This window comes from Bacillus xiamenensis (assembly GCF_000300535.1).
Classification (GTDB): Bacteria; Bacillota; Bacilli; order Bacillales; family Bacillaceae; genus Bacillus; species Bacillus xiamenensis.
Genome location: NZ_AMSH01000002.1, coordinates 79,263 through 103,847, shown reverse-complemented (window position 1 = coordinate 103,847; position 24,585 = coordinate 79,263). Strand labels below are relative to the sequence as shown.

At 39.4% G+C, this 24,585-nt stretch carries 25 protein-coding genes; 23 read left to right on the top strand and 2 right to left on the bottom strand.

All coding sequences use genetic code 11. The annotated features are described in order from the left end of the window. The first annotated feature begins 5 nt into the window (after positions 1–5). The 9 genes from BA1_RS01615 (at position 6) to pyrG (ending at position 9,182) form a co-directional block, all read left to right on the top strand. Complete coding sequence (locus BA1_RS01615; protein WP_008355002.1) at positions 6–1,148, top strand: acyl-CoA dehydrogenase; 1,143 nt, start codon at positions 6–8, stop codon at positions 1,146–1,148. A 1,741-nt stretch (positions 1,149–2,889) separates the two neighbouring features. Further along, positions 2,890–3,180 carry an uberolysin/carnocyclin family circular bacteriocin gene (locus BA1_RS01605; RefSeq protein WP_008354999.1) on the top strand — a complete coding sequence of 97 codons (291 nt, stop codon included), beginning with the start codon at positions 2,890–2,892 and terminating at the stop codon, positions 3,178–3,180. 154 nt (positions 3,181–3,334) lie between these two features. After that, on the top strand, positions 3,335–3,502 hold the full coding sequence (locus BA1_RS19230) for a hypothetical protein (protein ID WP_193351998.1): 168 nt from the start codon (positions 3,335–3,337) through the stop codon (positions 3,500–3,502). Between the two features lie 35 nt (positions 3,503–3,537). Next, a complete protein-coding gene (locus BA1_RS01600) occupies positions 3,538–4,644 on the top strand; it encodes a hypothetical protein (protein WP_237739175.1) in 1,107 nt (368 codons plus the stop codon). Positions 4,645–4,657: 13 nt separating this feature from the next. Then, positions 4,658–5,179, top strand: a complete 522-nt coding sequence (locus BA1_RS01595) for a stage II sporulation protein M (RefSeq protein ID WP_008354996.1) — start codon at positions 4,658–4,660, stop codon at positions 5,177–5,179. A 39-nt stretch (positions 5,180–5,218) separates the two neighbouring features. Beyond that, positions 5,219–5,830 carry an ATP-binding cassette domain-containing protein gene (locus BA1_RS01590; protein ID WP_008354993.1) on the top strand — a complete coding sequence of 204 codons (612 nt, stop codon included), beginning with the start codon at positions 5,219–5,221 and terminating at the stop codon, positions 5,828–5,830. Next, complete coding sequence (locus tag BA1_RS01585) at positions 5,809–6,312, top strand: hypothetical protein (RefSeq protein ID WP_008354991.1); 504 nt, start codon at positions 5,809–5,811, stop codon at positions 6,310–6,312. The genes BA1_RS01590 and BA1_RS01585 overlap by 22 nt, the downstream gene beginning before the upstream one ends. A 490-nt stretch (positions 6,313–6,802) precedes the next feature. Next, positions 6,803–7,336, top strand: a complete 534-nt coding sequence (gene rpoE / locus BA1_RS01580) for a DNA-directed RNA polymerase subunit delta (RefSeq protein WP_008354989.1) — start codon at positions 6,803–6,805, stop codon at positions 7,334–7,336. A 238-nt stretch (positions 7,337–7,574) separates the two neighbouring features. Beyond that, positions 7,575–9,182, top strand: a complete 1,608-nt coding sequence (gene pyrG, locus BA1_RS01575; RefSeq protein ID WP_008354987.1) for a glutamine hydrolyzing CTP synthase — start codon at positions 7,575–7,577, stop codon at positions 9,180–9,182. Between the two features lie 41 nt (positions 9,183–9,223). On the opposite strand, the gene BA1_RS01570 is transcribed toward pyrG, so the two are convergent. Further along, positions 9,224–9,754 carry a DUF2529 domain-containing protein gene (locus tag BA1_RS01570; RefSeq protein WP_008354985.1) on the bottom strand — a complete coding sequence of 177 codons (531 nt, stop codon included), beginning with the start codon at positions 9,752–9,754 and terminating at the stop codon, positions 9,224–9,226. Between the two features lie 180 nt (positions 9,755–9,934). Between BA1_RS01570 and BA1_RS01565 the strand changes: the two genes are divergently transcribed. The 10 genes from BA1_RS01565 to BA1_RS01520 all read left to right on the top strand — a co-directional run bounded on the left by BA1_RS01565 (position 9,935) and on the right by BA1_RS01520 (position 20,327). Next, a complete protein-coding gene (locus BA1_RS01565; RefSeq protein WP_003214681.1) occupies positions 9,935–10,309 on the top strand; it encodes a response regulator in 375 nt (124 codons plus the stop codon). A gap of 175 nt (positions 10,310–10,484) precedes the next feature. Beyond that, a complete protein-coding gene (locus BA1_RS01560) occupies positions 10,485–11,342 on the top strand; it encodes a class II fructose-bisphosphate aldolase (RefSeq protein ID WP_008354982.1) in 858 nt (285 codons plus the stop codon). A 111-nt stretch (positions 11,343–11,453) separates the two neighbouring features. After that, complete coding sequence (gene fsa / locus BA1_RS01555; RefSeq protein WP_008354980.1) at positions 11,454–12,092, top strand: fructose-6-phosphate aldolase; 639 nt, start codon at positions 11,454–11,456, stop codon at positions 12,090–12,092. A 249-nt stretch (positions 12,093–12,341) separates the two neighbouring features. Beyond that, entirely contained in the window at positions 12,342–13,631 is a 1,290-nt protein-coding gene (locus BA1_RS01550) for a UDP-N-acetylglucosamine 1-carboxyvinyltransferase (protein ID WP_008354978.1), read from the top strand. 32 nt (positions 13,632–13,663) lie between these two features. Beyond that, a complete protein-coding gene (glpX, locus tag BA1_RS01545; RefSeq protein ID WP_008354977.1) occupies positions 13,664–14,629 on the top strand; it encodes a class II fructose-bisphosphatase in 966 nt (321 codons plus the stop codon). Positions 14,630–14,996: 367 nt separating this feature from the next. Beyond that, positions 14,997–16,280, top strand: coding sequence for a transcription termination factor Rho (rho, locus tag BA1_RS01540; protein WP_008354975.1), 1,284 nt, complete (start codon positions 14,997–14,999; stop codon positions 16,278–16,280). 130 nt (positions 16,281–16,410) lie between these two features. Beyond that, positions 16,411–16,611: a 50S ribosomal protein L31 gene (gene rpmE, locus BA1_RS01535; protein WP_003215407.1), complete on the top strand. Its 201-nt coding sequence runs from the start codon at positions 16,411–16,413 to the stop codon at positions 16,609–16,611. A gap of 87 nt (positions 16,612–16,698) precedes the next feature. Then, positions 16,699–17,301, top strand: a complete 603-nt coding sequence (locus BA1_RS01530; protein ID WP_008354973.1) for a thymidine kinase — start codon at positions 16,699–16,701, stop codon at positions 17,299–17,301. Positions 17,302–17,580: 279 nt separating this feature from the next. Beyond that, entirely contained in the window at positions 17,581–19,281 is a 1,701-nt protein-coding gene (gene malS / locus BA1_RS01525; protein ID WP_008354971.1) for an oxaloacetate-decarboxylating malate dehydrogenase, read from the top strand. A gap of 89 nt (positions 19,282–19,370) precedes the next feature. Beyond that, positions 19,371–20,327: an AEC family transporter gene (locus BA1_RS01520; protein ID WP_008354969.1), complete on the top strand. Its 957-nt coding sequence runs from the start codon at positions 19,371–19,373 to the stop codon at positions 20,325–20,327. Positions 20,328–20,407: 80 nt separating this feature from the next. Here the strand turns inward: BA1_RS01520 and racA are convergent, their stop codons facing one another. After that, positions 20,408–20,956 (bottom strand): chromosome-anchoring protein RacA, encoded by a 549-nt coding sequence (gene racA, locus BA1_RS01515; protein WP_008354967.1) that lies wholly within the window; start codon positions 20,954–20,956, stop codon positions 20,408–20,410. Between the two features lie 208 nt (positions 20,957–21,164). Here racA and prfA point away from each other — a divergent pair, with 208 nt between their 5' ends. The 4 genes from prfA to spoIIR all read left to right on the top strand — a co-directional run bounded on the left by prfA (position 21,165) and on the right by spoIIR (position 24,532). Then, positions 21,165–22,232, top strand: a complete 1,068-nt coding sequence (prfA, locus tag BA1_RS01510) for a peptide chain release factor 1 (RefSeq protein ID WP_008354965.1) — start codon at positions 21,165–21,167, stop codon at positions 22,230–22,232. Continuing rightward, positions 22,222–23,109 (top strand): peptide chain release factor N(5)-glutamine methyltransferase, encoded by an 888-nt coding sequence (gene prmC / locus BA1_RS01505; protein ID WP_008354963.1) that lies wholly within the window; start codon positions 22,222–22,224, stop codon positions 23,107–23,109. The genes prfA and prmC overlap by 11 nt, the downstream gene beginning before the upstream one ends. A 137-nt stretch (positions 23,110–23,246) precedes the next feature. Next, positions 23,247–23,726: a hypothetical protein gene (locus BA1_RS01500; RefSeq protein ID WP_008354961.1), complete on the top strand. Its 480-nt coding sequence runs from the start codon at positions 23,247–23,249 to the stop codon at positions 23,724–23,726. A gap of 149 nt (positions 23,727–23,875) precedes the next feature. Continuing rightward, positions 23,876–24,532: a stage II sporulation protein R gene (gene spoIIR / locus BA1_RS01495; protein ID WP_008354958.1), complete on the top strand. Its 657-nt coding sequence runs from the start codon at positions 23,876–23,878 to the stop codon at positions 24,530–24,532. Positions 24,533–24,585 lie beyond the last annotated feature (53 nt).

The window sequence follows — 24,585 nt, the reverse complement described above, 5'->3', positions numbered from 1 at the left end:
TCATGATGCAGTTCCAATTAAGTGACGAACATGAAATGATACAAAAAATGGTGAGAGATTTTGCGAAAAATGAAGTGGAGCCAACAGCAGCGGAGCGAGATGAAAAAGAAATCTATGATCCCGCTATTTTTCGCCAAATGGCGGAGCTTGGTTTAACGGGAATCCCTTGGCCAGAAGAAAATGGGGGGATTGGCAGTGATTATTTGGCCTATGTCATAGCGGTTGAGGAGCTCTCACGAGTGTGCGCCTCAACAGGCGTCACCCTGTCTGCCCACACATCACTCGCCTCATGGCCAATCTATACATTTGGGACAGATGAGCAAAAGGAGACGTATTTAAAGCCGCTTGCAGAGGGCCGAAAGATAGGGGCTTACGCCTTAACTGAAAATGGATCAGGCTCAGATGCCGGCGGAATGAAGACAACAGCAGTAAAAGCGGGCAATGAATACGTCTTAAATGGAGCGAAAATCTTTATTACAAATGGAGGCATTGCGGATGTTTATATTGTGTTTGCTGTCACTGACCAAGATGCTTCATCCCGCAATACAACCGCCTTTATTGTAGAAAAAGAGACGCCAGGCTTCTCAATAGGCAAAAAAGAAAGCAAACTGGGCATACGCTCATCGCCAACGACAGAAATGATCTTTGAAGACTGTCGTATTCCCGACAAAAATCGGCTCGGTCAAGAAGGAGAAGGGTTTAAAATCGCAATGATGACGCTCGACGGCGGCAGAAACGGCATTGCCGCTCAGGCGGTTGGAATTGCACAAGGTGCTCTAGATGCGGCAGTTAATTATGCAAAAGAGCGCAAGCAATTTGGCAAACCAATCATTCAGCAGCAAGGAATTGCTTTTAAGCTAGCCGATATGGCAACAGCGATTGAGGCATCAAGACTGCTCACCTATCAGGCTGCATGGCTTGAAACGAAAGGGCTTCCGTATGGAAAAGAATCAGCCATGTCCAAGCTCTTTGCCGGTGATACAGCCATGAAGGTGACGACAGAAGCCGTACAAATCTTCGGCGGATACGGCTATACAAAGGATTACCCAGTTGAACGATACATGCGTGATGCGAAAATCACGCAAATCTATGAAGGCACACAAGAAATTCAGCGGCTGGTCATCTCAAGGAAACTGCTAGATATGTAGACAACAAGCAAAGACCACCTGATGTGAGGTGGTCTGTTTTGTTACGGTTCAATTAGTTTTGAAATTTTTAAAACAGTAGCAAAATCTAAAGGTTTTTTAGGGTGAAAAAGGATTGTATCTTTAACTTAAGAGTGATCTGTCACCGATGATGTAGAGAGTATTGATTCATATGAACTGGCAACAAACCTACTAAAGCATTAGACACTAAATAAAGGATTAACTAAATCTGCACAAAAGGTAATAGTCGTTTTTTCCTGAATTTAAGATAATTTCCAGTATCGACCCATTTTATCATGGGGTTATGTTAAAATTGAAGAAATATAAATATTTGGAGGTTATTATGACCACTACTACCATCTTAGGAATCGTAACAATGGTTATATGGATTCTGGTTTCGACAGAACTTTCTAAGAATTCAAAAAAGGACAGTGATCAAAAAGAAAACAGTCGTAGAAAATTAATTGTATTCATGTTTGCAGGAATTGTATTGACCATAGCTGTAGTCATTTCATTATTTCAGAAACTTTAGATTAAGATAAATAAAAGTGTATAGCTATAAAGTTTTCATCATTTCATTTTTAAACATAATTATAAGTGAGGCAATCGTCTCACAGACATTACATATTTAAAGCAAATCTCAATGTTTGAGAAATATATAACAAATCAATTTCATTGGTAAATACTTACCTCAATGAGAGTGTTTTGAATTTTGTAGAAAATATCAGTAATTAGCTTATTTCTAAAAGAGAATAAATTTCTAAAATGCTGGATATTATTCAAACATAGATGAGGAAAAGATTTTATTTGTCCGAATATCTTGATTTAAAGAAATTGAAAAGATCTCCGTGAGGTATTTAATACAAAATATCCAAAATTAATACTAGTAACCTTTAAAATGAAAATAAAACCTTTATTAAAGTACATTTATTCTGTTATCAACCTAAATCGGGACATCTCATAATGAGTGTCTCGATTTTTTGGAATACTAGAAATTGGTAAAATTCTATTGGTTGACTTTATCCGTTCCAGTCTTTTTCAACATCCATATACAGGGACTTATGTTGGTTTTTAAAGAGTAGCATGTTTATCGCATTTTCTAATATTTTTCAACTTTTTGAAGAATTTCATAGGAATTGCGATGTATAAAGATACTGACATGTTCGATCATACTAATGTAATTTTAAAAAATTATAAGGATCTTGTCTTTACAAGGTTCAAGGGGGTAGGATTAGTTCTGCCAATTCAATTCATTGATTCGATTAATGCCCAAGAAAGCCCTTTTTATTCTATATCCGTGAGCAGTTTATAGAAAATAAAATGAGAGAGATATATTCATTGAATTTGGCTTTGCCTCTGCCTTTAGTGAAGATGGACTTATTTTATTAAGAACATTATATTAATAAATTCAAGAAATAAAGGAGCTAATCATATCTTAAAAATATAAATGCCATAAGTATCTCAGTCATGATAAAAGTTACCTACCTCTAAGACATTAAAGATATGAGATGAATTGATTTTTAATAGTGTTTTATTAGAAATTTTGACTAGAGTTTGGCGAATTAGAGTGTTTTATGCCATTACATAAGTAACCTGTAAAATGGAAAAAGAGCTTAATTCCTAAAAAATTGATTATAAATACCTCTATATAAATAATTATTACAAATTTTCCAAAAAAATATTGAAATGTAATTTACTTCTTGTTAGACTAAAGGAGTAGTAAATAATCGAAGGAGGTCAAATTATGACGAAAGCAACAGATTCTAAGTTTTATGCTTTATTATCGCTTTCACTTCTGGCGGTAACATCATTAGCTTTAGTGATTGGTAATGGTTCTTTGATTGCAGCAAATCTTGGTGTTAGTACTGGAACCGCGTTTACAATAGTTAATTTCTTAGATACTTGGTCCTCGGTAGCAACTGTCATTACTATCGTTGGTATGTTCACTGGCGTAGGAACAATTAGTGCAGGTGTAGCTGCTTCTATTTTGGCTATCCTCAAGAAAAAAGGAAAAGCTAAAGCTGCTGCTTTTTAATCTCAGAAAAAATCATCTCAATCTTTATTGAGATGATTTTTTCCAATATTATTGTATGGTCAATAAATTTCAATAAATGGTAACTTTAAAACTAATTTAACATTGTATGCCCATTTTGGATTATTATAAAACATCAATTAGGAGGTATTTTTTGATGATAAAACCCCAAAAAACTTACTTATTCTCATCATTGTTATTTGCAGTTACAATGGCAGCTTTATTTGTTGGTAGAGGTTCTTTGATTGAAGTAAAGTTGGGTGTTAGTAATGGGAATGCTGGTATTTTGGCTGTGCATGGGAAAGCCAAAGCTACTGCTTGTTAAAGTGACTTATGTACAAACTAAATAAGCTATTTAAAATGTATGATCGAAGTATAATGGGGTACCTCAATTATATTGGGATGATCCTTTTTTCTTTTATTGTTATGGTAGGGATTATTTTCTATCGTGGTATGATTCCTAACTCTTACCTGAACAGCTTTATTTTTACTTCAATATATATTGTGGCTACAGCTAATATCAATCGTTGTGTATTACCATACAGAAGACAACAACCAGGCTTGGTCTTTATCTCTAAACAATTGTTGATGAAACATTTATTCTTTACTATGAAAAAAGGATATGCAGTTCAACTACTTCTTGCTTGTTTAATCTCTTCAATCTTTTTGTTAGTAGAAAAGGAATATTTAATTATTATACTATCTATTGTTGCTATAATACTTTCATTTGCATCTCAATTATTGTCGGGTTTATTCAATATTATGAATAGACTACTTCTTTTGTTACAATTTTGGTATATTATAACATCTATTCTTGAAGCAGTTATTATACTGCAGATAGTACAATCTCTTCTTATTTATATTTACATAAGTAATTCTCATAGAATACCGATGACAATTGGACTTTCATTTTTAAAAAGTGCTAATGAGAAATATAGATCTGGTAATATTCTGCATCTATTTTTATCTTATATGAATAGCAATAAAATATTAATAGTCTTAATAGGTACCTTAGCTTCAGTACTTACTTATTTTGCCCAATCTCTTTTAACAAAAGTAGAAAACCTGCCTGCGCTAATTCTAGTCTATATAAACTTTATAACGATCTTAGAAATCTTAATAGGGTCAAAAAAGGAAGAGATCATGCTTGATAAGGCCAGAGTTGAGATGTTACAAGCCTCTTTGATTGTAGGTCCATATGAGAGATTTAAATCTAGTACGATTTATTTACTATGTCTTGTGCTCATTTTTATAAGCGCGTGTGGAATAGTCGGAGTAATGATAAACACTTCTGATATCTCAATTAATCTTAAAAACATGTTGTCGATTCCTATAATAATCTTTATTGGGGTTGTATATTTTAGAAAAACCGAACTATTAATCAACGATTATGAACATACATTGCTGAAACTTTCTTTGCCTATTTTATTACTAATATGCATTACAATATTTACTATTACTTCATGAAAAGAGGAGGAAAATGATAAATAAAAGATTCAAATGTTTTCTTTGGTACTATTCTAGCTACTGTATATTACTGATTAGTATAGGAATTTATTTTGGAAGCATAGTCAACAAAGAATTATTTGAAGCAGCACCGCCAACTTCGGGTCAAGATTTTATGTCTGTAGTCCTGATGCATAACTTAACGAATTTTGGAATGTATTTATTGGGTTTTTTATTTTCGCCATTATTTCAAATAATGGATTTCGGAGGTTCGTCCTTCGTTATTACAATGGGTTTTAGGACGTTAGGAGCGCAAGAAGCTTTAGATAAATTAATTCCTCATGGTTTATTAGAATTCCCAAATATGCTGCTGTATCAAGGAATAAGCCAGTATGTGCTTTTCACATTAATCTATACGAAGTCAATTAAAGCTGCTCTAGGTGTCATGAAAAAAATGATTCCTTATTATGTCCTATCGTTAGTCATCCTAATAATAGCTGCCTTTATTGAAGGGTATGATTCCTTATTATTTTCTATCATTATCAACAATAGCTGATTTTATTGAAGACTCTATATTACAGAGAAGGGGATTCAAGTGGGATTAGAATTTGTAGAATGTACGAAGAAATTCAAAAAAAATATGATACTCGATAAAGTGAATTTTTCAATTCCATCGGGTCTCTTTCATTTAGTAGGCCGAAATGGTGCAGGTAAAAGTACTCTCCTTAGAATGATATCTGGTTTAGATAAAAGATACTCTGGGGTAATTGAGATAAACAAAGAATCGACTCTTTATTTAAATGTGGACTCTATTGGTATTCACCCATTTACGATTAGAGAAAATCTAGAGATCTTGTGGAATACGTTTAATATTACACCTAATAAAGAACAAATGTGTAATGTGAATGATTTTTTTGATGGCAACCTAGATGGTTCGTATAGTAGAGCATCTACGGGTATGAAAGCGAAGGTAGGGTTATCTTTAGTGTTCGTAAAAGATTGGGAAACAATACTAATTGATGAAACCATGTCATCGCTCGATTCAGAAAGTATAGATATGCTATCTGAAAGGTTAGTGAAAATTTCTAAAAAAAATGCAACCATTATTTATGTTTCCCATAGCATGGTCAATAAACGCTTAAATGATAATTCAAGCATTATTAGTATAGGAGATGGGATGCTTTTATGGAACAACGTCCAAGAATAACATCACTGATATCATTGGTCATTTTTATTTTTGTCAATTATTATTTTGTAACTTTTGCTATTGAGTTGAATGGCTACATTTCTAAACTAGATGATTTGAAAGCTTTGTTAGAGGATATCTCCTATGAAACAATGCTGAATCTAATTGTTGTCATCACTACAACTTTAACAACAATAAGCCTTTTAGTGCAGTATCTAATTGGTAAATTCTTATTGATGATCTTTGCTCCTGAAGTTAAGAGTAAGTTGTTTTATGCTCTGATTCCTAAGATTCTCATTATGTTTATCAATGTAATATGCATGGGGATTTTGCAGATAGATAACTTATTGTTGTACATGTTGACAGCGCTTATAGGGTCTGTTCTCATTTTGCTCTTTTTCCAGTACAAAAAAGAGAATTGGAAAGCATCAATTCTCTTTGCTGCGCCGTTTATCATTGATGCATTAATCTCCTTAGGGAAAGAAATTGTCTCTATACTGTGATGTATGATAAGTAGAGCATGAACTTGCATTTATAGGTAGTTTATAAACAAGGTCTGTGAAAAAGGGGAACCATATTAGTGCAAGTTAAGAAAAGATCATCTAAAAAATGTACAAGAAGTTTTTCAAAAAGGTACACGTAGACTTAAACCCGTTTATGTGTACCTTTTTATAAAATGGATAATCGCTTCGTTCAATCGATAGCCGATCAGGTGCATTGTCTTTATTGTATTCATTCCTAACATTGCCTTTCATAGAAGGGACACTTGCAAAAAGTATATCACACACAGGAATCAGGCCAATTTAACGCAAATGACTGGATTTTAACGCTCATCATATGAAAAAATCAAAAATTAACATCAATAAAGGTGGCATAAACTCCCCTAATTTGTTTATAATGAGAGGTATGGTTTGTCGTAAAAATAAGGTATAAATACTTATTATTTCACTGATAAATGGATACATACATGTAATAGAAAGGGAGTGTCTGACCTTGAGTTTGAAAGAATACTCACAGGAACAGCTCAAACAAATGTCTTTAGTTGAACTTGCTTATGAAATTTTCAGAGACAGCAAAAAGCCGGTTACGTTTTCCGAGTTAATAGATGAAATTGTCCGTTTGCAAGGGATACAAAAATCTGATCTGGATGATCGACTTGCCCAATTTTATACAGATTTAAATATAGATGGCCGCTTTATTTCGTTAGGTGATCAGAGATGGGGACTTCGCAGCTGGTATCCAGTTGATCAAATCGAAGAAGAAGTTCAGCCAGTTGTGAAAACAAAAGCGAAAAAGAAAAAAACAAAAGCAGCTGTCGTTGAAGAAGACTTCGATGATATTGAAGAAGAAGAAATCGAAGATCTTGAAGAAGATCTTGAACTTGTTGAAGACGACGATGTTCTTGACTTAGATGATGAGGAAATTGATGAAGATCTAGAAGACTTCGACGAAGATGATGATGAAGATGACGACGGCTTAACGGAAATTGACGAAGGCGATTTAGCCGATGATGAGGAAGAAAAATAACCCTCACAAACCGGTTCTCAAAACAGGACAAAACCGTCTTGACTTTCCAGAGCGAACTATGTAGTATGTATTTTGGGCTCTCTAAAAAAGAGTACGTAAAGATACGTTCATTTACGCTCCCTTTCATTTATTTGAAAGGGAGCTTTCTTATTTTTCAAGAGATTTAGGGATACACTCTAAAAGGATGAAGCTGTGCATGTCTAGTCATGCAAGGGTAAAAAAGAGAGGAGCATACGAAATGACAAAGTATATTTTTGTAACAGGAGGAGTTGTTTCCTCACTTGGAAAAGGGATCACGGCTGCATCGTTAGGCCGCCTTCTGAAAAACAGAGGGATGGATGTCACCATTCAAAAATTTGATCCATATATCAACGTAGACCCAGGGACGATGAGTCCATATCAGCACGGTGAGGTATTTGTCACAGATGACGGTGCTGAAACAGACCTTGACTTAGGTCACTACGAGCGTTTCATTGATATTAACTTGAATAAATACAGCAACGTAACGACGGGTAAAATCTACTCTACCGTCCTGAAAAAAGAGCGCCGCGGCGACTATTTAGGCGGAACAGTACAGGTCATTCCCCACATTACAAATGAAATCAAAGACCGTGTGTACCGTGCAGGGAAAGAAACGGGTGCAGATGTTGTCATTACAGAAATCGGTGGAACAGTTGGAGATATCGAATCTCTTCCATTCCTTGAAGCCATTCGTCAAATGAAGAGTGACATTGGCCGTGAAAACGTGATGTACATTCATTGTACCCTTGTTCCTTACATCCGTGCAGCAGGCGAACTGAAAACAAAACCAACACAGCATAGTGTCAAAGAACTTCGCAGCCTCGGTATTCAGCCGAACGTCATTGTGGTCAGAACAGAAATGCCAATGACACAAGATATGAAGGACAAAATTGCTTTATTCTGTGATATTGATACAAAAGCTGTGATCGAATGCCAAGATGCAGACACACTTTACTCCATTCCGCTTGATTTACAAAAACAAGGTTTAGACAAGCTTGTATGTGAACACATGAAGCTTGACTGCCAAGATGCGGACATGACGGAATGGAAGGCGCTTGTTGACAAAGTGCAAAACCTTTCAAAGCAAGTCACAATTGGACTTGTAGGGAAATATGTTGAGCTGCAAGATGCATACATTTCTGTCGTCGAATCACTTCGTCATGCTGGCTATGCATTTGATGCGGATGTGCAAATCAAATGGATTAACGCAGAAGAAGTCACAGCAGAGAATATAGCTGATTTCGCTCAAGATGTAGACGGCATTATCGTCCCTGGAGGCTTCGGAGACCGCGGAGTGGAAGGGAAAATCATTGCAACACAATATGCCCGTGAAAACAAAGTGCCATTCTTCGGCATTTGCTTAGGCATGCAAGTCGCATCTATCGAATATGCGCGAAACGTACTAGGCCTTGAGGGAGCACATTCCGCTGAAATTGACCCGGAAACAGCATTCCCAATCATCGACCTTCTTCCAGAACAAAAGGATATAGATGACTTAGGCGGAACACTTCGCCTTGGCCTGTACCCATGTAAATTAAATGAAGATTCGAAAGCGTATGCTGCATACAATGACGAAGTGGTCTATGAACGTCACCGTCATCGCTATGAATTTAATAATGAATTCAGACAGCAAATGGAAGCTGCAGGCTTTGTCTTCTCTGGTACGAGCCCAGACGGACGCCTTGTTGAGATCATTGAGCTGAAGGATCACCCTTGGTTCCTTGCTTCTCAGTTCCACCCAGAATTCATTTCAAGACCGACAAGACCACAGCCATTATTTAGAGATTTCGTTGGTGCTTCACTGCAAGCATCTGAATCAAAATAAAACAAAAAACTGCCGAGAAGATGATATTCTCGGCAGTTTTTTTATTCATATTCTTCTACGATTTCTTTCACAGTAAACGATAGAGCATGATAGACATATAAGCAGGTCATCAATGCAGGATAGCCGAATCTTGTTCCATCCTCAGCAGGCACTAGTGGTTTTTTGAGCTGGAAATCAATGTGGACATCACAATGTTCTTCAATCAATGACGGTTCCTTTTGTGCTGGACCGACACCGACAATAGGTGTACCTTGCGCATGCAGCTCTTTGACAAGAGATTGAATCTCCTGATCTTCTGGATTTGAATAAAAAAGCAGCACCCTGTCACTTGGGTGAAGTAAGCTGCGTTCCTTTTGATCGAGAGGCAACACTTTTGCACATGGAAAAGGCTCGTTGCTTTCGGATGCCTCAAGGGCGACAGCGGCCAATTCATTCTTTCCATGAAAATAGACAGCATGGCCACTAACGACAGCCTGAGCAAGAAGGCGTGCCCCATCTTCAATCGCTTCTGCCTGTTTATCTCCAATACGTGAAAAAATACCTGATAATTGGGTAGTAAAAATTTTTAACAAGACTCATTTCCTCCTTCGGTCAGATCATTTTATAATAGAATATAAAGAGAATATTAGGAAAAATGCTCAGAAAATGTCGTAAAGTAAACTATTATAATTAAAGGAAATGTGAAAATCAAACAGAATTATTTAACAACAGCTCTTTTTATGGCGAAAAATGAAAGCAATGGGGTGTAACAGATGAATGAGAAAATTTTAATTGTCGATGATCAGTACGGTATTAGAATCTTATTGAATGAAGTGTTTCATAAAGAAGGCTATCAAACCTTCCAAGCCGCCAACGGGCTACAGGCATTAGATATTGTGAAGAATCATAGACCCAACCTTGTCCTGCTGGATATGAAGATTCCCGGAATGGATGGAATTGAGATTTTAAAACGGATGAAATTAATTGATGAAGACATCCGCGTCATCATTATGACAGCCTATGGCGAGCTAGATATGATTCAAGAATCTAAAGAACTCGGTGCCTTGACGCACTTCGCTAAACCATTTGATATTGATGAAATCCGTGATGCAGTCAAAGAATACTTGCCGCTTGAAACAAACGGCTAGATGGAAATGATTGAATCGAGTCATTCTGTTGCCGATTTGTCGAATAATTGGTATTCTAGATAAGAAGAAAGCGATCTGACTTTGAAAGTTTACATATGGCGAGAAATTCTGGTCATGCTAGGGTGGAGAGCTTTTTTTAGTAAGCAAATTAGCTACATAGGGAGGATTTTTCATCATGCCTTTAGTTTCAATGACAGAAATGTTGAAAGACGCAAAGGAAAAAGGTTACGCTGTTGGACAGTTTAACTTAAATAACTTAGAATTCACGCAAGCGATTTTACAAGCTGCTGAAGAAGAGAAATCTCCAGTTATCTTAGGAGTATCTGAAGGAGCAGGACGCTACATGGGCGGCTTCAAAACAGTTGTCGCAATGGTAAAAGCGTTAATCGAAGAATATAATGTGACAGTTCCTGTTGCGATTCACTTAGATCACGGTTCAAGCTTTGAATCTTGTGCAAAAGCGATTCATGCAGGATTTACTTCTGTTATGATTGATGCTTCTCACCATCCATTTGAGGAGAATGTAGCAACAACTGCAAAAGTAGTTGAGCTTGCACATTTCCACGGTGTATCTGTAGAAGCTGAACTTGGAACTGTTGGTGGACAAGAAGACGACGTCATCGCTGAGGGCGTTATTTATGCTGATCCAAAAGAGTGCCTAGAGCTTGTAGAACGTACGGGTATTGACTGCCTTGCACCTGCACTAGGTTCTGTTCATGGTCCATACAAAGGTGAACCAAACCTTGGTTTTGCTGAAATGGAAGAGATCGGAAAAGCGACAGGTCTTCCACTTGTTCTTCACGGCGGAACAGGTATCCCAACTGCTGACATCAAGCGTGCGATCTCACTTGGTACAGCAAAAATCAATGTAAACACTGAAAACCAAATTGCTTCTGCAAAAGCAGTTCGCGAAACACTTGCTGCGAAAACAGAAGAGTATGATCCACGTAAATATCTTGGACCAGCTCGTGACGCAATTAAAGCGACTGTTATCGGCAAAATGCGCGAATTTGGTTCTTCTAACCAAGCATAATTTGATGAGAACCGAAAGCCGCCTGACTCACAGGCGGTTTTCTCCATATCTTGAGAAAGCGCAATCAAATTTACATTTCAGACAATTTATTGATAGGAGAGTGGCACAGTTATGTTATTTTTCGTAGATACAGCGAATATCGCAGACATTAAAGAGGCACACGAGCTTGGCATTTTAGCAGGTGTTACAACAAACCCTAGTTTAGTAGCGAAAGAAAAGGACGTATCATTCCACGATCGCCTTCGCGAAATCACTGACATAGTGTCAGGTTCTGTCAGTGCGGAAGTCATTTCCCTAAAAGCAGAAGAAATGATTGAAGAAGGAAAAGAACTCGCTGCTATCGCACCAAATATCACTGTCAAAATTCCAATGACTACAGATGGTCTTAAAGCTGTCAAAGCATTAACAGACCTTGGTATCAAAACAAATGTCACGCTGATTTTTAATTCAAATCAGGCACTTCTTGCAGCTAGAGCTGGTGCGACATATGTTTCTCCATTCCTTGGTCGTTTAGATGACATTGGCCACAACGGTCTTGATCTCATCAGTGAAGTGAAAACCATTTTTGATGTTCATGGATTAGATACACAAATCATTGCTGCATCCATTCGTCACCCGCAGCATGTGACAGAAGCTGCACTTAGAGGCGCTCATATCGGTACAATGCCGCTGAAAGTCATCAAGCAGCTGACAAAACACCCATTAACGGATGCAGGCATTGAGCAATTTTTAGCAGACTGGAATAAATAAGTGATTGTGGCAGACGGGATATGTGGTTCCGTTTGCCGCAGTTTTCCTTTAAAAACGCTAAGAAATGTTTTGTGCAAAGAAGAGAACATCACAGCCTCGCAAAGCTTCGATTATTTTTCTTCCGACAAATTTCGTTTAACCTGTATTCTTTCTCTTGATATTGGCTAAATTTTGGACAAGACCTTTTAAAGCGCGACATCCACAACAGTATAACTCCAACAGTGATCTTCTTTAAGAAGGGAGATAAATATGGAAAAATTAAACATTGCCGGCGGTGACCCATTGCGCGGGACCGTACATATTAGTGGTGCGAAAAATAGTGCTGTAGCACTGATTCCTGCCACGATTCTCGCTAATTCTTCTGTAACGATTGAAGGCCTTCCGCATATTTCAGATATTGACACATTACGAGATCTGTTAGAAGAAATTGGCGGAAAGGTCACTTTTGAAAAAGGTGAAATGGTTGTCCATCCTGAATCAATGATCAGCATGCCGCTTCCTAACGGGAAAGTGAAGAAACTGCGGGCGTCCTATTATTTAATGGGGGCCATGCTAGGCAGATTCAAGCAGGCTGTCATCGGTTTGCCAGGAGGATGTCACTTAGGACCTAGACCGATCGATCAGCATATCAAAGGCTTTGAGGCACTTGGAGCCGAGGTGACAAACGAGCAAGGAGCGATCTATTTACGTGCTGAAAAGCTAGTAGGAGCCCGTATTTATCTCGATGTTGTCAGTGTAGGTGCAACCATTAATATCATGCTGGCCGCTGTACTGGCCGAAGGGAAAACGGTGATTGAAAATGCCGCCAAAGAGCCAGAAATTATTGATGTAGCGACACTGCTTGCAAGCATGGGAGCCAACATCAAAGGTGCGGGTACTGATGTGATTCGAATCGATGGTGTAGAATCTCTTCATGGCTGCAAGCATTCGATCATTCCTGATCGCATAGAAGCAGGTACGTTTTTAATTGCAGGTGCAGCGATGGGGGATGAAGTTGTACTTGATAATGTGATCCCAACTCATTTAGAATCAATTACGGCAAAACTGAGAGAGATGGGGTTCACAATTGAAACGAGCAACGATCAGATGCTGATTGTTGGCAGAAATGAAGGACTCAAGCCTGTCGATATCAAAACCCTTGTGTATCCGGGCTTTCCGACCGATCTTCAGCAGCCGATGACCGCTTTGTTAACAAAAGCAAAAGGCACGAGTGTTGTCACAGATACGATTTACTCTGCCCGCTTTAAGCACATTGACGAATTGCGCCGCATGGGGGCAAACATGAAGGTGGAAGGAAGGTCTGCCATTATTACGGGGCAAACTCAGCTTCAAGGAGCAAAAGTAAAAGCAAGTGATCTGCGTGCAGGTGCTTGTCTTGTTGTCGCAGGGTTAATGGCAGACGGTGTGACCGAAATCACAGGGCTTGAACATATAGACAGAGGATATAGTATGCTTGAGGAGAAGCTTGAAGGCTTGGGTGCAACCATCTGGCGTGAAAAGCTGAATGATCAAGAAATAGAAGAACTTCAAAATTCATAAGGCTTTGACTGTGAGAGGAGATTTGGGCAAAAATGGAAAGAAGTTTATCGATGGAACTAGTACGGGTGACAGAAGCAGCCGCATTAAAATCTGCCCGTTGGATGGGAAGAGGATTAAAAGACGAAGCGGATGATGCTGCAACAAGTGCCATGCGTGATGTATTTGATACCATTCCGATGAAGGGAACTGTGGTCATCGGCGAGGGAGAAATGGACGAAGCACCAATGCTCTATATTGGGGAAAAGCTTGGGAACGGATATGGACCTCGCGTGGATGTCGCTGTTGATCCATTGGAAGGAACAAATATTGTGGCGAGCGGCGGCTGGAATGCCTTAGCTGTCATTGCTGTTGCGGATCATGGCAACTTGCTGAATGCACCTGATATGTACATGGATAAGATCGCAGTAGGTCCAGAAGCGGTAGGCTGCATCGACATTGAAGCGCCTGTCATTGATAATCTTCGTGCTGTTGCAAAAGCGAAAAACAAAGATATTGAAGATGTGGTTGCGACGATTTTAAACAGAGATCGACATGAACAAATTATTGCTGAGCTGAGAGAAGCAGGCGCAAGAATTAAACTGATTGATGATGGTGACGTTGCAGGAGCCATTAATACAGCATTTGATCACACAGGTGTTGATATTCTATTTGGTTCAGGCGGTGCGCCTGAAGGTGTTCTTTCTGCTGTTGCGTTAAAGGCACTTGGTGGTGAAATCCACGGTAAGCTTCTTCCTCAAAGTGAAGAAGAGCTGAGACGCTGCGAGAAAATGGGGCTGGATGTTGGGAAAGTCCTCAGAATGGAAGACCTCGTGAAAGGTGACGACGCCATTTTTGCAGCGACAGGTGTAACAGACGGCGAGTTATTAAAAGGTGTTCAATTCAAAGGCTCTGTTGGAACAACACATAGTGTTGTCATGCGTGCAAAATCGGGTACTGTCCGATTCGTCGATGGCAGACACAGCTTAAAGAAAAAACCGAATCTTGTCATTCGTCCGTAATCTGAAAGCGGGTATTCATTACCCGCTTTTCATATAGGTGTCAAATGTATATCATTTTCTTTTTAAAGTTGAATATTCTCTGCAAATGAGGTAAAACTAAAGAGTGCTGCGAAATTTTCTGCGAATTTACTTCTTTTAAGCTTCAATAAGTTTAAATACTGCCGCATCATGACGATATATTCATTATCCTTCTCTATGTTGACAAAGCTCTATTTCACATTGTTCCTATCTTTTACGATAAAACGAGTGGGAGCGTTACCATGAGAGCGAGGTCAATCCAACAAAAAAACGGAATTAAAAGCTAATCAAATACAATGGTCATGCATTTGTAATGAAATACATTGACTAGAAAAGTGTGGTGTCCATATTGAAAGATGTTTCGATTTCATCTTTGGAAAATATGAAATTAAAAGAGCTGTATGAGTTAGCAAAACGGTACAAAATCTCTTATTACAGCAAACTAACAAAAAAAGAATTAATTTTTGCCATCTTAAAGGCAAACGCTGAGCAAGAGGATCTCTTATTTATGGAAGGGGTTCTAGAAATTATTCAGTCAGAGGGATTTGGTTTCTTAAGACCCATTAACTACTCCCCAAGCTCTGAAGATATTTATATTTCTGCTTCACAAATCAGACGCTTTGATTTACGAAATGGAGATAAGGTGTCTGGAAAGGTAAGACCTCCAAAAGAGAATGAACGCTACTATGGCCTCCTTCATGTAGAAGCGGTAAATGGGGACGACCCAGAATCAGCAAAGGAACGTGTTCACTTTCCTGCACTCACACCGCTATTCCCTGATCGCCAAATGATTCTTGAAACACAGCCTAATCACCTGTCTACTAGAATTATGGATATGATGGCACCAGTTGGATTTGGACAACGTGGATTAATCGTTGCACCGCCTAAAGCAGGGAAAACCATTTTACTTAAAGAAATAGCCAATAGCATTTCTGAAAATCATCCAGAGGCAGAACTGATTGTCCTTCTCATTGACGAACGTCCAGAGGAAGTAACAGACATCGAACGTTCTGTTGCAGGGGATGTTGTTAGTTCAACCTTTGACGAAGTACCGGAAAACCACATTAAAGTAGCAGAGCTTGTATTAGAGCGTGCCATGCGTCTTGTTGAACATAAAAAAGATGTCATCATCTTAATGGACAGCATCACAAGGCTTGCTCGTGCATACAACCTAGTCATCCCGCCAAGCGGGCGAACGCTTTCTGGGGGGATTGATCCAGCTGCGTTCCATCGTCCAAAACGTTTCTTTGGTGCTGCGCGTAACATCGAAGAAGGCGGAAGCCTAACGATTTTAGCCACTGCGCTTGTTGATACAGGTTCTCGTATGGATGATGTCATTTATGAGGAGTTCAAAGGTACTGGAAACATGGAGCTCCATTTGGATCGCTCTCTTGCAGAGAGAAGGATTTTCCCGGCGATCGACATTCGTCGTTCTGGTACGAGAAAAGAAGAACTGCTTGTGCCAAAAGAGCATCTTGATCGTCTATGGGCGATGAGAAAATCGATGTCAGATACACCTGATTTCGCTGAGAAGTTCATGCGTAAAATGAGAAAAACAAAGACGAACCAAGAATTTTTCGATATTTTAACGCAAGAATGGAAACAAGCCAATATGTCTGCATCAAGAAGATAGCTTCCTGAAAAAATACATTTGCAATCATAGACTCACGCTGTTATAATTTTATCATGTGCGTTTCAGAATTTATTCTGAGATATTAACTCTGTTTCCGAATTGGATTCAGGGCGGAAGGAGATGACAGTAGATGAAAACAGGAATTCATCCTAACTACAAAAAAGCTACAGTCAAATGCGCTTGTGGAAATGAGTTTGAAACTGGATCAGTAAAAGAAGAGGTACGCATCGAGATTTGCTCTGAGTGCCATCCTTTCTATACAGGCCGTCAAAAATTCGCTTCTGCTGATGGACGTGTTGACCGCTTTAACAAAAAATACGGTCTTAAGTAATAATAGATACAATAAACAGGCAGGAATCCGTTCTTGCCTGTTTTTTTACGTGGATTGATGGAACTTTAAAACGGGGGAGAAGACCTTATGTATGTGATGAAACAAAGCGGTTGGCTTGAAGTCATCTGCGGTAGTATGTTTTCTGGAAAGTCGGAAGAATTGATTCGGAGAGTCAAAAGAGCCACCTTTGCCAAACAAGAAGTAAAAATATTCAAACCAGCAATTGATAACCGATATAGCTCAAACTCAGTTGTGTCACATAACGGTTCATCAGTAGATGGGATTGCAGTATCCTCACCAAAAGACATAATAACGCACATATCAGAAAGAACCGATGTCATTGGCATTGATGAGGTGCAATTTTTTGATGAGACAATCATTGATATTGTCACTCAACTGGCTGATAAAGGCTACCGAGTCATTGTTGCAGGTCTTGATCAAGACTTCAGAGGAGAGCCATTTGGTGTTGTTCCGCATTTAATGGCATGTGCAGAGCTTGTAACAAAACTTCAAGCGGTTTGTTCGGTATGCGGCTCCCCAGCGAGTAGAACACAACGCTTGATCGACGGTAAACCCGCATCCTATGATGATCCTATTATTTTAGTAGGTGCGCAGGAATCATACGAAGCACGATGCAGACATCACCATGAAGTACCAAGACTGGACGTTGGTACAACACTTGACAATTAAAAAAATAGCAAATGCCGCTGTGTTTTGTTTTTCGATATTTTGGCTGAACACCCATCATTTGTACTTAAATAAATTAAATAATACTATGAAAAAATTATCTAATTTTCAACGCTTGCGTTTTGGCATAAGCAGGAATAAAATGACTAACTGTAGTGTAAAGCATTTAAACGAAAAGTTCGATTTCTTGTCATAATTTTTATGATTAAGGGTGTTTCTCCTTAATCATTCTTCTTATTAATATTTAACTTTATTTATATTTTAGAAAGAGGGTAGTTTTTGATGAACAACGTGAAGAAAACAAAAGAAGGGTACCTCGAAACCACTTTGACAGGTAAAGATGTATTATCGATTCCAACGTTGAACAAAGGCGTTGCTTTTTCTGAAGAGGAAAGACAAGAGCTTGGATTAGAAGGCTTACTTCCCCCAACTGTTCTTACTTTAGAACAGCAAGCGGAGAGAGCGTACAAGCAATTTCTAGCTCAGCCAGATCGTCTTCGTCAAAACGTATACTTAAGTGATTTGCAAAACCGTAACGAAGTATTGTTCTATAAGCTTCTTACAGACAAGCTTCGTGAAATGCTTCCTGTTGTTTACACACCAACTGTTGGTGAAGCGATTCAAGAATACAGCCATGAATACAGAAGACCTCATGGTGTTTATCTTTCAATCGACAACATTGACGGCATTGAGAAAGCATTTGAAAACTTACATGCAACAGCAGGCGACATTGACCTCATCGTTGCGACTGACTCTGAGAGCATTCTTGGAATTGGTGACTGGGGCGTTGGCGGTATCAATATTGCGATCGGTAAATTAGCTGTTTACACTGCAGCAGCAGGTATTGACCCAAGCCGCGTCATTCCAGTGGTATTAGATGTAGGAACAAACAATGAAAAATTATTGAATGATCCATTATACATCGGTAACCATCACAAACGTGTGCAAGGTGAAAAATACGAAGAGTTCATTGATGCGTATGTAAAAACAGCACTTAAATTCTTCCCGAAAGCATTGCTTCACTGGGAAGACCTTGGAAACAAAAATGCGCGTAACATCATGAAAAAATACAACGACAAGATCTTAACGTTCAATGATGATATTCAAGGTACGGGTGCCATTACTTTAGCGGGAGTTCTTGCAGCTGTCAAGAAAACTGGCACTCAATTGAAAGATCACCGTGTTGTGATTTTCGGAGCTGGCTCAGCTGGTATCGGAATCGCAGATCAAATGCGTGACACAATGGTACTTGAAGGTCTTTCTGAAGAAGAAGCAAACAATGCATTTTGGACATTAGACTACAGAGGATTGTTAACAGATCAATTTGAAGATGAAGTGCTTGATTTCCAAAAGCCGTACCTTCGTTCTTCTGATGAAGTGAGCGGATGGGCACGTGATGAAAAAGGACAAATTTCATTTGCAGAAACCGTTCGCAGGGTGAAGCCGACGATCCTAATCGGTACATCTGGTCAAGGCGGCGCATTCACTGAAGAAATCATTAAAGAAATGGCAGCTCATACAGAGCGTCCTGTGATCATGCCAATGTCTAACCCAACGCCACTTGCTGAGGCAGTGCCAGAGGATCTATTCAAATGGACAGACGGTCGTGCACTTGTTGCAACAGGCAGCCCATTTGATAACGTTGAGTATAATGGCATCGAACATGAAATCGGACAATCAAACAATGCGTTCGTTTTCCCAGGACTTGGTCTTGGTTCTATCGTAACGGAATCAAAAATCATCACAAAAGGCATGTTCGTCGCTTCAGCGAATGCGATTGCTGAAATGGTTGATCATGAAAAACCAGGCGCTGGTCTACTTCCAAGCATTGATAAATTGCAAGAAGTTTCTATTCAAGTGGCAATTGAAGTAGCGAAAGCAGCGATTGAAGATGGAGTGGCAAGAAAAACGCCTGACAACATCGAACAAGCTGTGAAAGACGCAATGTGGATTCCTGAATATAAAAAAATTGTAAGAGCATAATAAAATGTGTCATGCGGCGTTGTTTAGGGTAATTTAAGCAATGCCGCATGAAAAAGAAACATGTTAAGGATTTAAGGAGGAATAGTAAGATGGACTTTTTACATATTTTGATCCTCCTAGCACCGATTTTTTTCGTTATCGCGCTGGGTTGGTTCGCAGGGAACTTCGGCAGCTATGACGCTAAATCTGCAAAAGGTGTAAGTACACTTGTCACAAAGTATGCTTTACCAGCGCACTTTATCGCCAGCATTCTGTCAACACCAAAAGATAAATTCTATAGTCAAATTCCGTTTTTCGTTGCATTGATTTTAGGAATCGTTGGTTTTTATATTATTATCCTTCTTGTGACGAAATTTGCGTTTAAATACGATTTAACAGATTCATCTGTTTTCTCATTAAACTCAGCTCAACCGACCTTTGCATTTATGGGGATTCCGGTCTTAGGCAGTTTATTTGGGGCTCAAGAAGTCGCAATTCCGATTGCGATTACCGGAATAGTTGTAAATGCATTGCTTGATCCAATTGCCATTATTGTGTCAACTGTCGGTGAAAAAACAAAAGGAAAAACAAAAGACGGCGAAAGCTTCTTGAAAATGACAACAAAAGCTATTTTGCATGGTTTGTCAGAACCACTTGCACTTGCACCGCTAGCAAGTATCATCCTTGTTCTTTTAGGATTTAAACTTCCTGAAATCGGACATGAAATGTTAGAGGAAATTGGTAGTGTAACTTCAGGGGTTGCGCTATTCGCAGTCGGTGTAACGGTTGGTATTCGAAAAATTAAACTCAGCTTACCAGCATTCAGTATTGCCCTATTAAAAGTAGCTGTACAACCATTGCTTATGTATTTGATCGCCATTCTTATGGGACTTTCGGCTGATGAAATTACAAAAGCTGTATTGCTGGTTGCCTTCCCAGGTTCAGCAGTTGCAGCGATGATCGCAACACGATTTGAGAAACAAGAAGCGGAAACTGCATCCGCATTTGTGATCAGTGCGATCATGTCACTTATTACATTACCGATCATTATTGCACTTACCGTATAATAAAGAAGACAAAGGGCTAAAATAAAGATCATTTTAGCCCTTTGTCAACAATCTAAGGCTGCCTATCGAGGCAGCCTTTCTTAACGAAATGAATGAAACAGTGGGAAGAGCACACGCTTCTTTTTGATCTCAGGGTGTCCCTTTTCCTTTTCTGCTTCTCCTTTTGATGGTTGTGTCAATGTGGCTGTGAGGCGCTCTAATGTAGCCGTTAATTCTTCAATTTCTTTTCGGTGCTGGAGGAGCTGGTAGGAGACACCTTCATCCGCTTTTTTAGCGAGTTTCCGTTCAATTTCTTGAAAACGTGTTTCAATATGACTGGCGTGTGATTGCTGCTGAAGGAGCTTCTTCACTTGTTCTTCTAAGGCTTCTATCCGCTGTGCAGAGGCAGAAGTTTCTACAGCAGGTGATAACTGCTGAACAGTTTCTTCATGGATCGGCAGCCTAATGTCATGAAGAATCACACCTTCATTCATTTGGCGTTTGACCTCTTTGAGCAGCTGCACAATGTCATCGTGAAATTCGTAATGTCCAAGTTCATTTCGGGCGACAGGGATGTTGAGTTGTTTCACCCAACGCTGAATTGTTTTTGAAGATACACCAATTTCCTTTGCAACCTCATTTGTATTCAAATCAAATGCCCTCCCTTTTTCAGTTACAAGTACCATTCTCTTTCAGGAGTAGCCGTTCCTTCACGTTAGACAAAACAAGTAACCAATCGCCAAAGATCGTGTTTTCTAGTGGAAAATTGCAAAAAACAATTGTTTTGGAAATTTTTTTGACTGTCATACCCTGCTATACTATAATTAGACTGTTACGCACAAAACAGAGGTGAAGACCATGTTAGACCGTTTAAAATCAATCGAAGAACGCTATGAAAAGCTAAATGAATATTTAAGTGATCCTGAAGTGGTGAACGACCCTAAGAAGCTTCGTGAATATTCGAAGGAACAATCCGATATTCAAGAAACTGTTGAGGTATATAGACAATATCGTGCGGCATACGATCAGCTGAATGAAGCGAAAGCCATGCTTGAAGATAAGCTGGATGCCGACATGCGCGACATGGTCAAAGAAGAAATTTCAGAGCTCACAGAGGAAACGGAACGTTTAGAAGACGAACTGAAAATCTTGCTCATCCCGAAAGATCCAAATGACGATAAGAACGTAATTGTGGAGGTTCGTGGTGCAGCGGGTGGAGAAGAGGCTGCTCTTTTTGCAGGGAATCTTTACCGTATGTACAGCCGTTATGCCGAAATGCAAGGCTGGAAAACGGAAGTCATGGAAGCAAGTGTTACTGGCACTGGCGGTTATAAAGAGATCATCTTTATGATTAGCGGAAAAGGCGCATACTCCAAGCTAAAGTTTGAAAATGGCGCACACCGCGTGCAGCGTGTTCCTGAAACAGAATCAGGCGGCCGGATTCATACATCAACAGCTACAGTTGCTGTATTGCCTGAGGCTGAGGAAGTTGAAATTGATATCCACGAAAAAGATATTCGTGTGGATACATTTGCATCAAGCGGACCTGGGGGACAAAGTGTAAACACAACTATGTCTGCTGTCCGGCTGACTCACTTGCCAACAGGCGTGGTTGTCTCCTGTCAGGATGAAAAATCACAAATTAAAAATAAAGAAAAAGCAATGAAAGTGTTACGTGCAAGAATTTATGATAAATTCCAGCGTGAAGCACAGGCTGAATATGATCAAACACGTAAATCTGCTGTTGGAACAGGGGATCGTTCAGAGCGTATCCGTACGTACAATTTCCCGCAAAACCGTGTAACGGACCACCGCATTGGATTGACGATTCAAAAGCTTGATCAAATTTTAGAAGGAAAACTTGACGAGGTCATTGATGCATTAATTATGGAAGACCAAGCAAGAAAACTTCAAAATGCAAAATAAAGAGCGAACGATCTTTGAAGCCCTTAAATGGGCTTCTTCTTTGTTAACGGAAGCGGGCAGAGACCAAAACGCAGCAGAGCTATTGTTGATGCATGTGCTTGGATGGAACAGAAGTGAACTTCTTGCACGCCTTCATGATCCACTGCCAGAGGTGCAAGATCAACAATTCAGCGAGTTCGTAGCGCAGCACAAGCTTGGAGTGCCTGTTCAGCATTTAACGGGTGTTGAATTTTTTTATGGCCGTCCATTTGAGGTGAACAAACATGTCCTCATTCCTCGTCCTGAAACGGAGGAAGTTGTGCTGGCGGCATTGAATATGGTGAATCGCGTTTTTCCAGATGATCAGCCGCTTAAAGCACTTGATGTTGGCACAGGCAGCGGAGCAATCGCTATAACGTTAGCTCTTGAAAAAAAATCATTATCTGTCACAGCGACTGATATTTCGCATGAAGCACTTGCGGTAGCAAAGCGGAATCAAGAAGCGCTTGGTGCAGCCGTCCATTTTTTACAGGGAGATTTACTTGAACCTGTCATGGCTCAAGGCATCAAAGTCGATTTATTTATTTCCAACCCTCCTTATATTGCGGCAGAGGAAATGGACAGTTTATCAGAGGTTGTCACGAAGCATGAACCTGTCAATGCGCTGACTGATGGTCGTGACGGTCTGTGGTTTTATAAGCGTCTCGCTTGTGATCTCCACAACGTACTCAACAAGCAAGCAGTAGTTGTCTTTGAAATTGGACACACGCAAGCACAAGATGTCAAAGCACTTCTCGTGCAGGCATTCCCTTCAGCTGTTGTCCGCATCGTCAAGGACATTAACGGAAAGGATCGAGCTGTTTGCGCACATATTCAAAACGAAAGTCCGGCTGAATAAAGTCGGACTATTTTATTATGTAAAGATGAAACTTATGGTAAAAGAGGAACGTATATATAGAAGAATGAACATTCTGATCATGATTTTTTACATAAATTTGTTTTGAAGGAGCGAATGGTGTGAACAGAAGGTATGCGATGGTGTTGGTCATCGTCAGTGTACTATTGATTGTGAGTGCTTGTGGCAAAACGGGCTTTAAAAAAGAAGCAGCAGCATTTGGAGAAAGTTATAAAAAAGCACAATACACAGTGAATCGAACAGATGACCTATCTGACATGAAGGAGAAGTTGAAGTCTTATTTAACTGATCATGAATATCAAGAATATACACAAGACAGCATGTTCCCGAGTGTATTAGAAGCAGCAAAGGACCAAGATTGTCAAATTAAGCTGAAAAACATTACGTTTACACCTTCAGATGAAAGCGACGACAGGATTGAATTTGACTATGAAATGACCATTCAATTTATTGATCAAAAAGGAAATGTCAAAAAGGAAATCGAGAAGAAAGGGCAAATGACTGTCATCAAAACAGAATCAGGTTTAAAAATCAGCCGAGATTGGGATGGGAGACTGTATCCCTCTGATTACCAATCCTCACACCAAAGCCGTTCATAGGTTGAACGGCTTTTCAACGTGCTCATCTCACGAATCAAATTTAATGGCTCTCGCTCATAATCTATTAAAAAAATCATTTTTGCTGTTTACGAGATGCGTTTCCTGGACACAATGTTTGTAGCGAAGAGAAAAAGTGGGGGGAACACATCATGTTCAAAAGTAAAATGATGATTTGTCTTTATATGTTTCTATTATTATGTGGTGCTTTTGCAAACCTTGGAAAAGAGGAGACAGCGGCTGCTTCTGCAAATCAGCCTGTTGTGATCCCAGATGAAGCGATTCGTTTACGTATTTTAGCCAATAGTGACCGGTCGGCGGACCAGGATGTGAAAAGAAGCATTCGAGATGAGGTCAATGCCAATATAACGGAGTGGGTCAAAGACCTCACATCCATTGAAGAAGCCAGACGTGTCATTCGTTCAAAGCTTCCAGACATCAATCGGATCGCCAAAGCAAAATTAAAGGAACAGCACATTGACCAATCGGTATCCGTCAGTTTTCAAAAAGCCTCTTTTCCAACAAAGCTTTATGGAAACTTCGTCTATCCTGCTGGAAAATATGAAGCCATTTTGATTACGCTTGGAGAAGGGGACGGAGCCAATTGGTGGTGTGTGTTATTCCCGCCTCTCTGCTTTATCGACTTTTCAAACGGAGAAGCCATTGCATCACCAGAAGGAGAAGATAAAGGTCAAGTTTCAGCGCAGCAATCAAATGAGTCTGTCAATGAAGTGGTGAAAGAAGAGGAAGAGGAGACTGGTGAAGTGAAGTTCTTTTTGTTCGAATGGGTCTCTAGTCTTTTCTCTTAAAAAAAGGTCTAAATCTGTTTTTGCCTCATAGAGTTGAAGTAAGAGATCAAAAA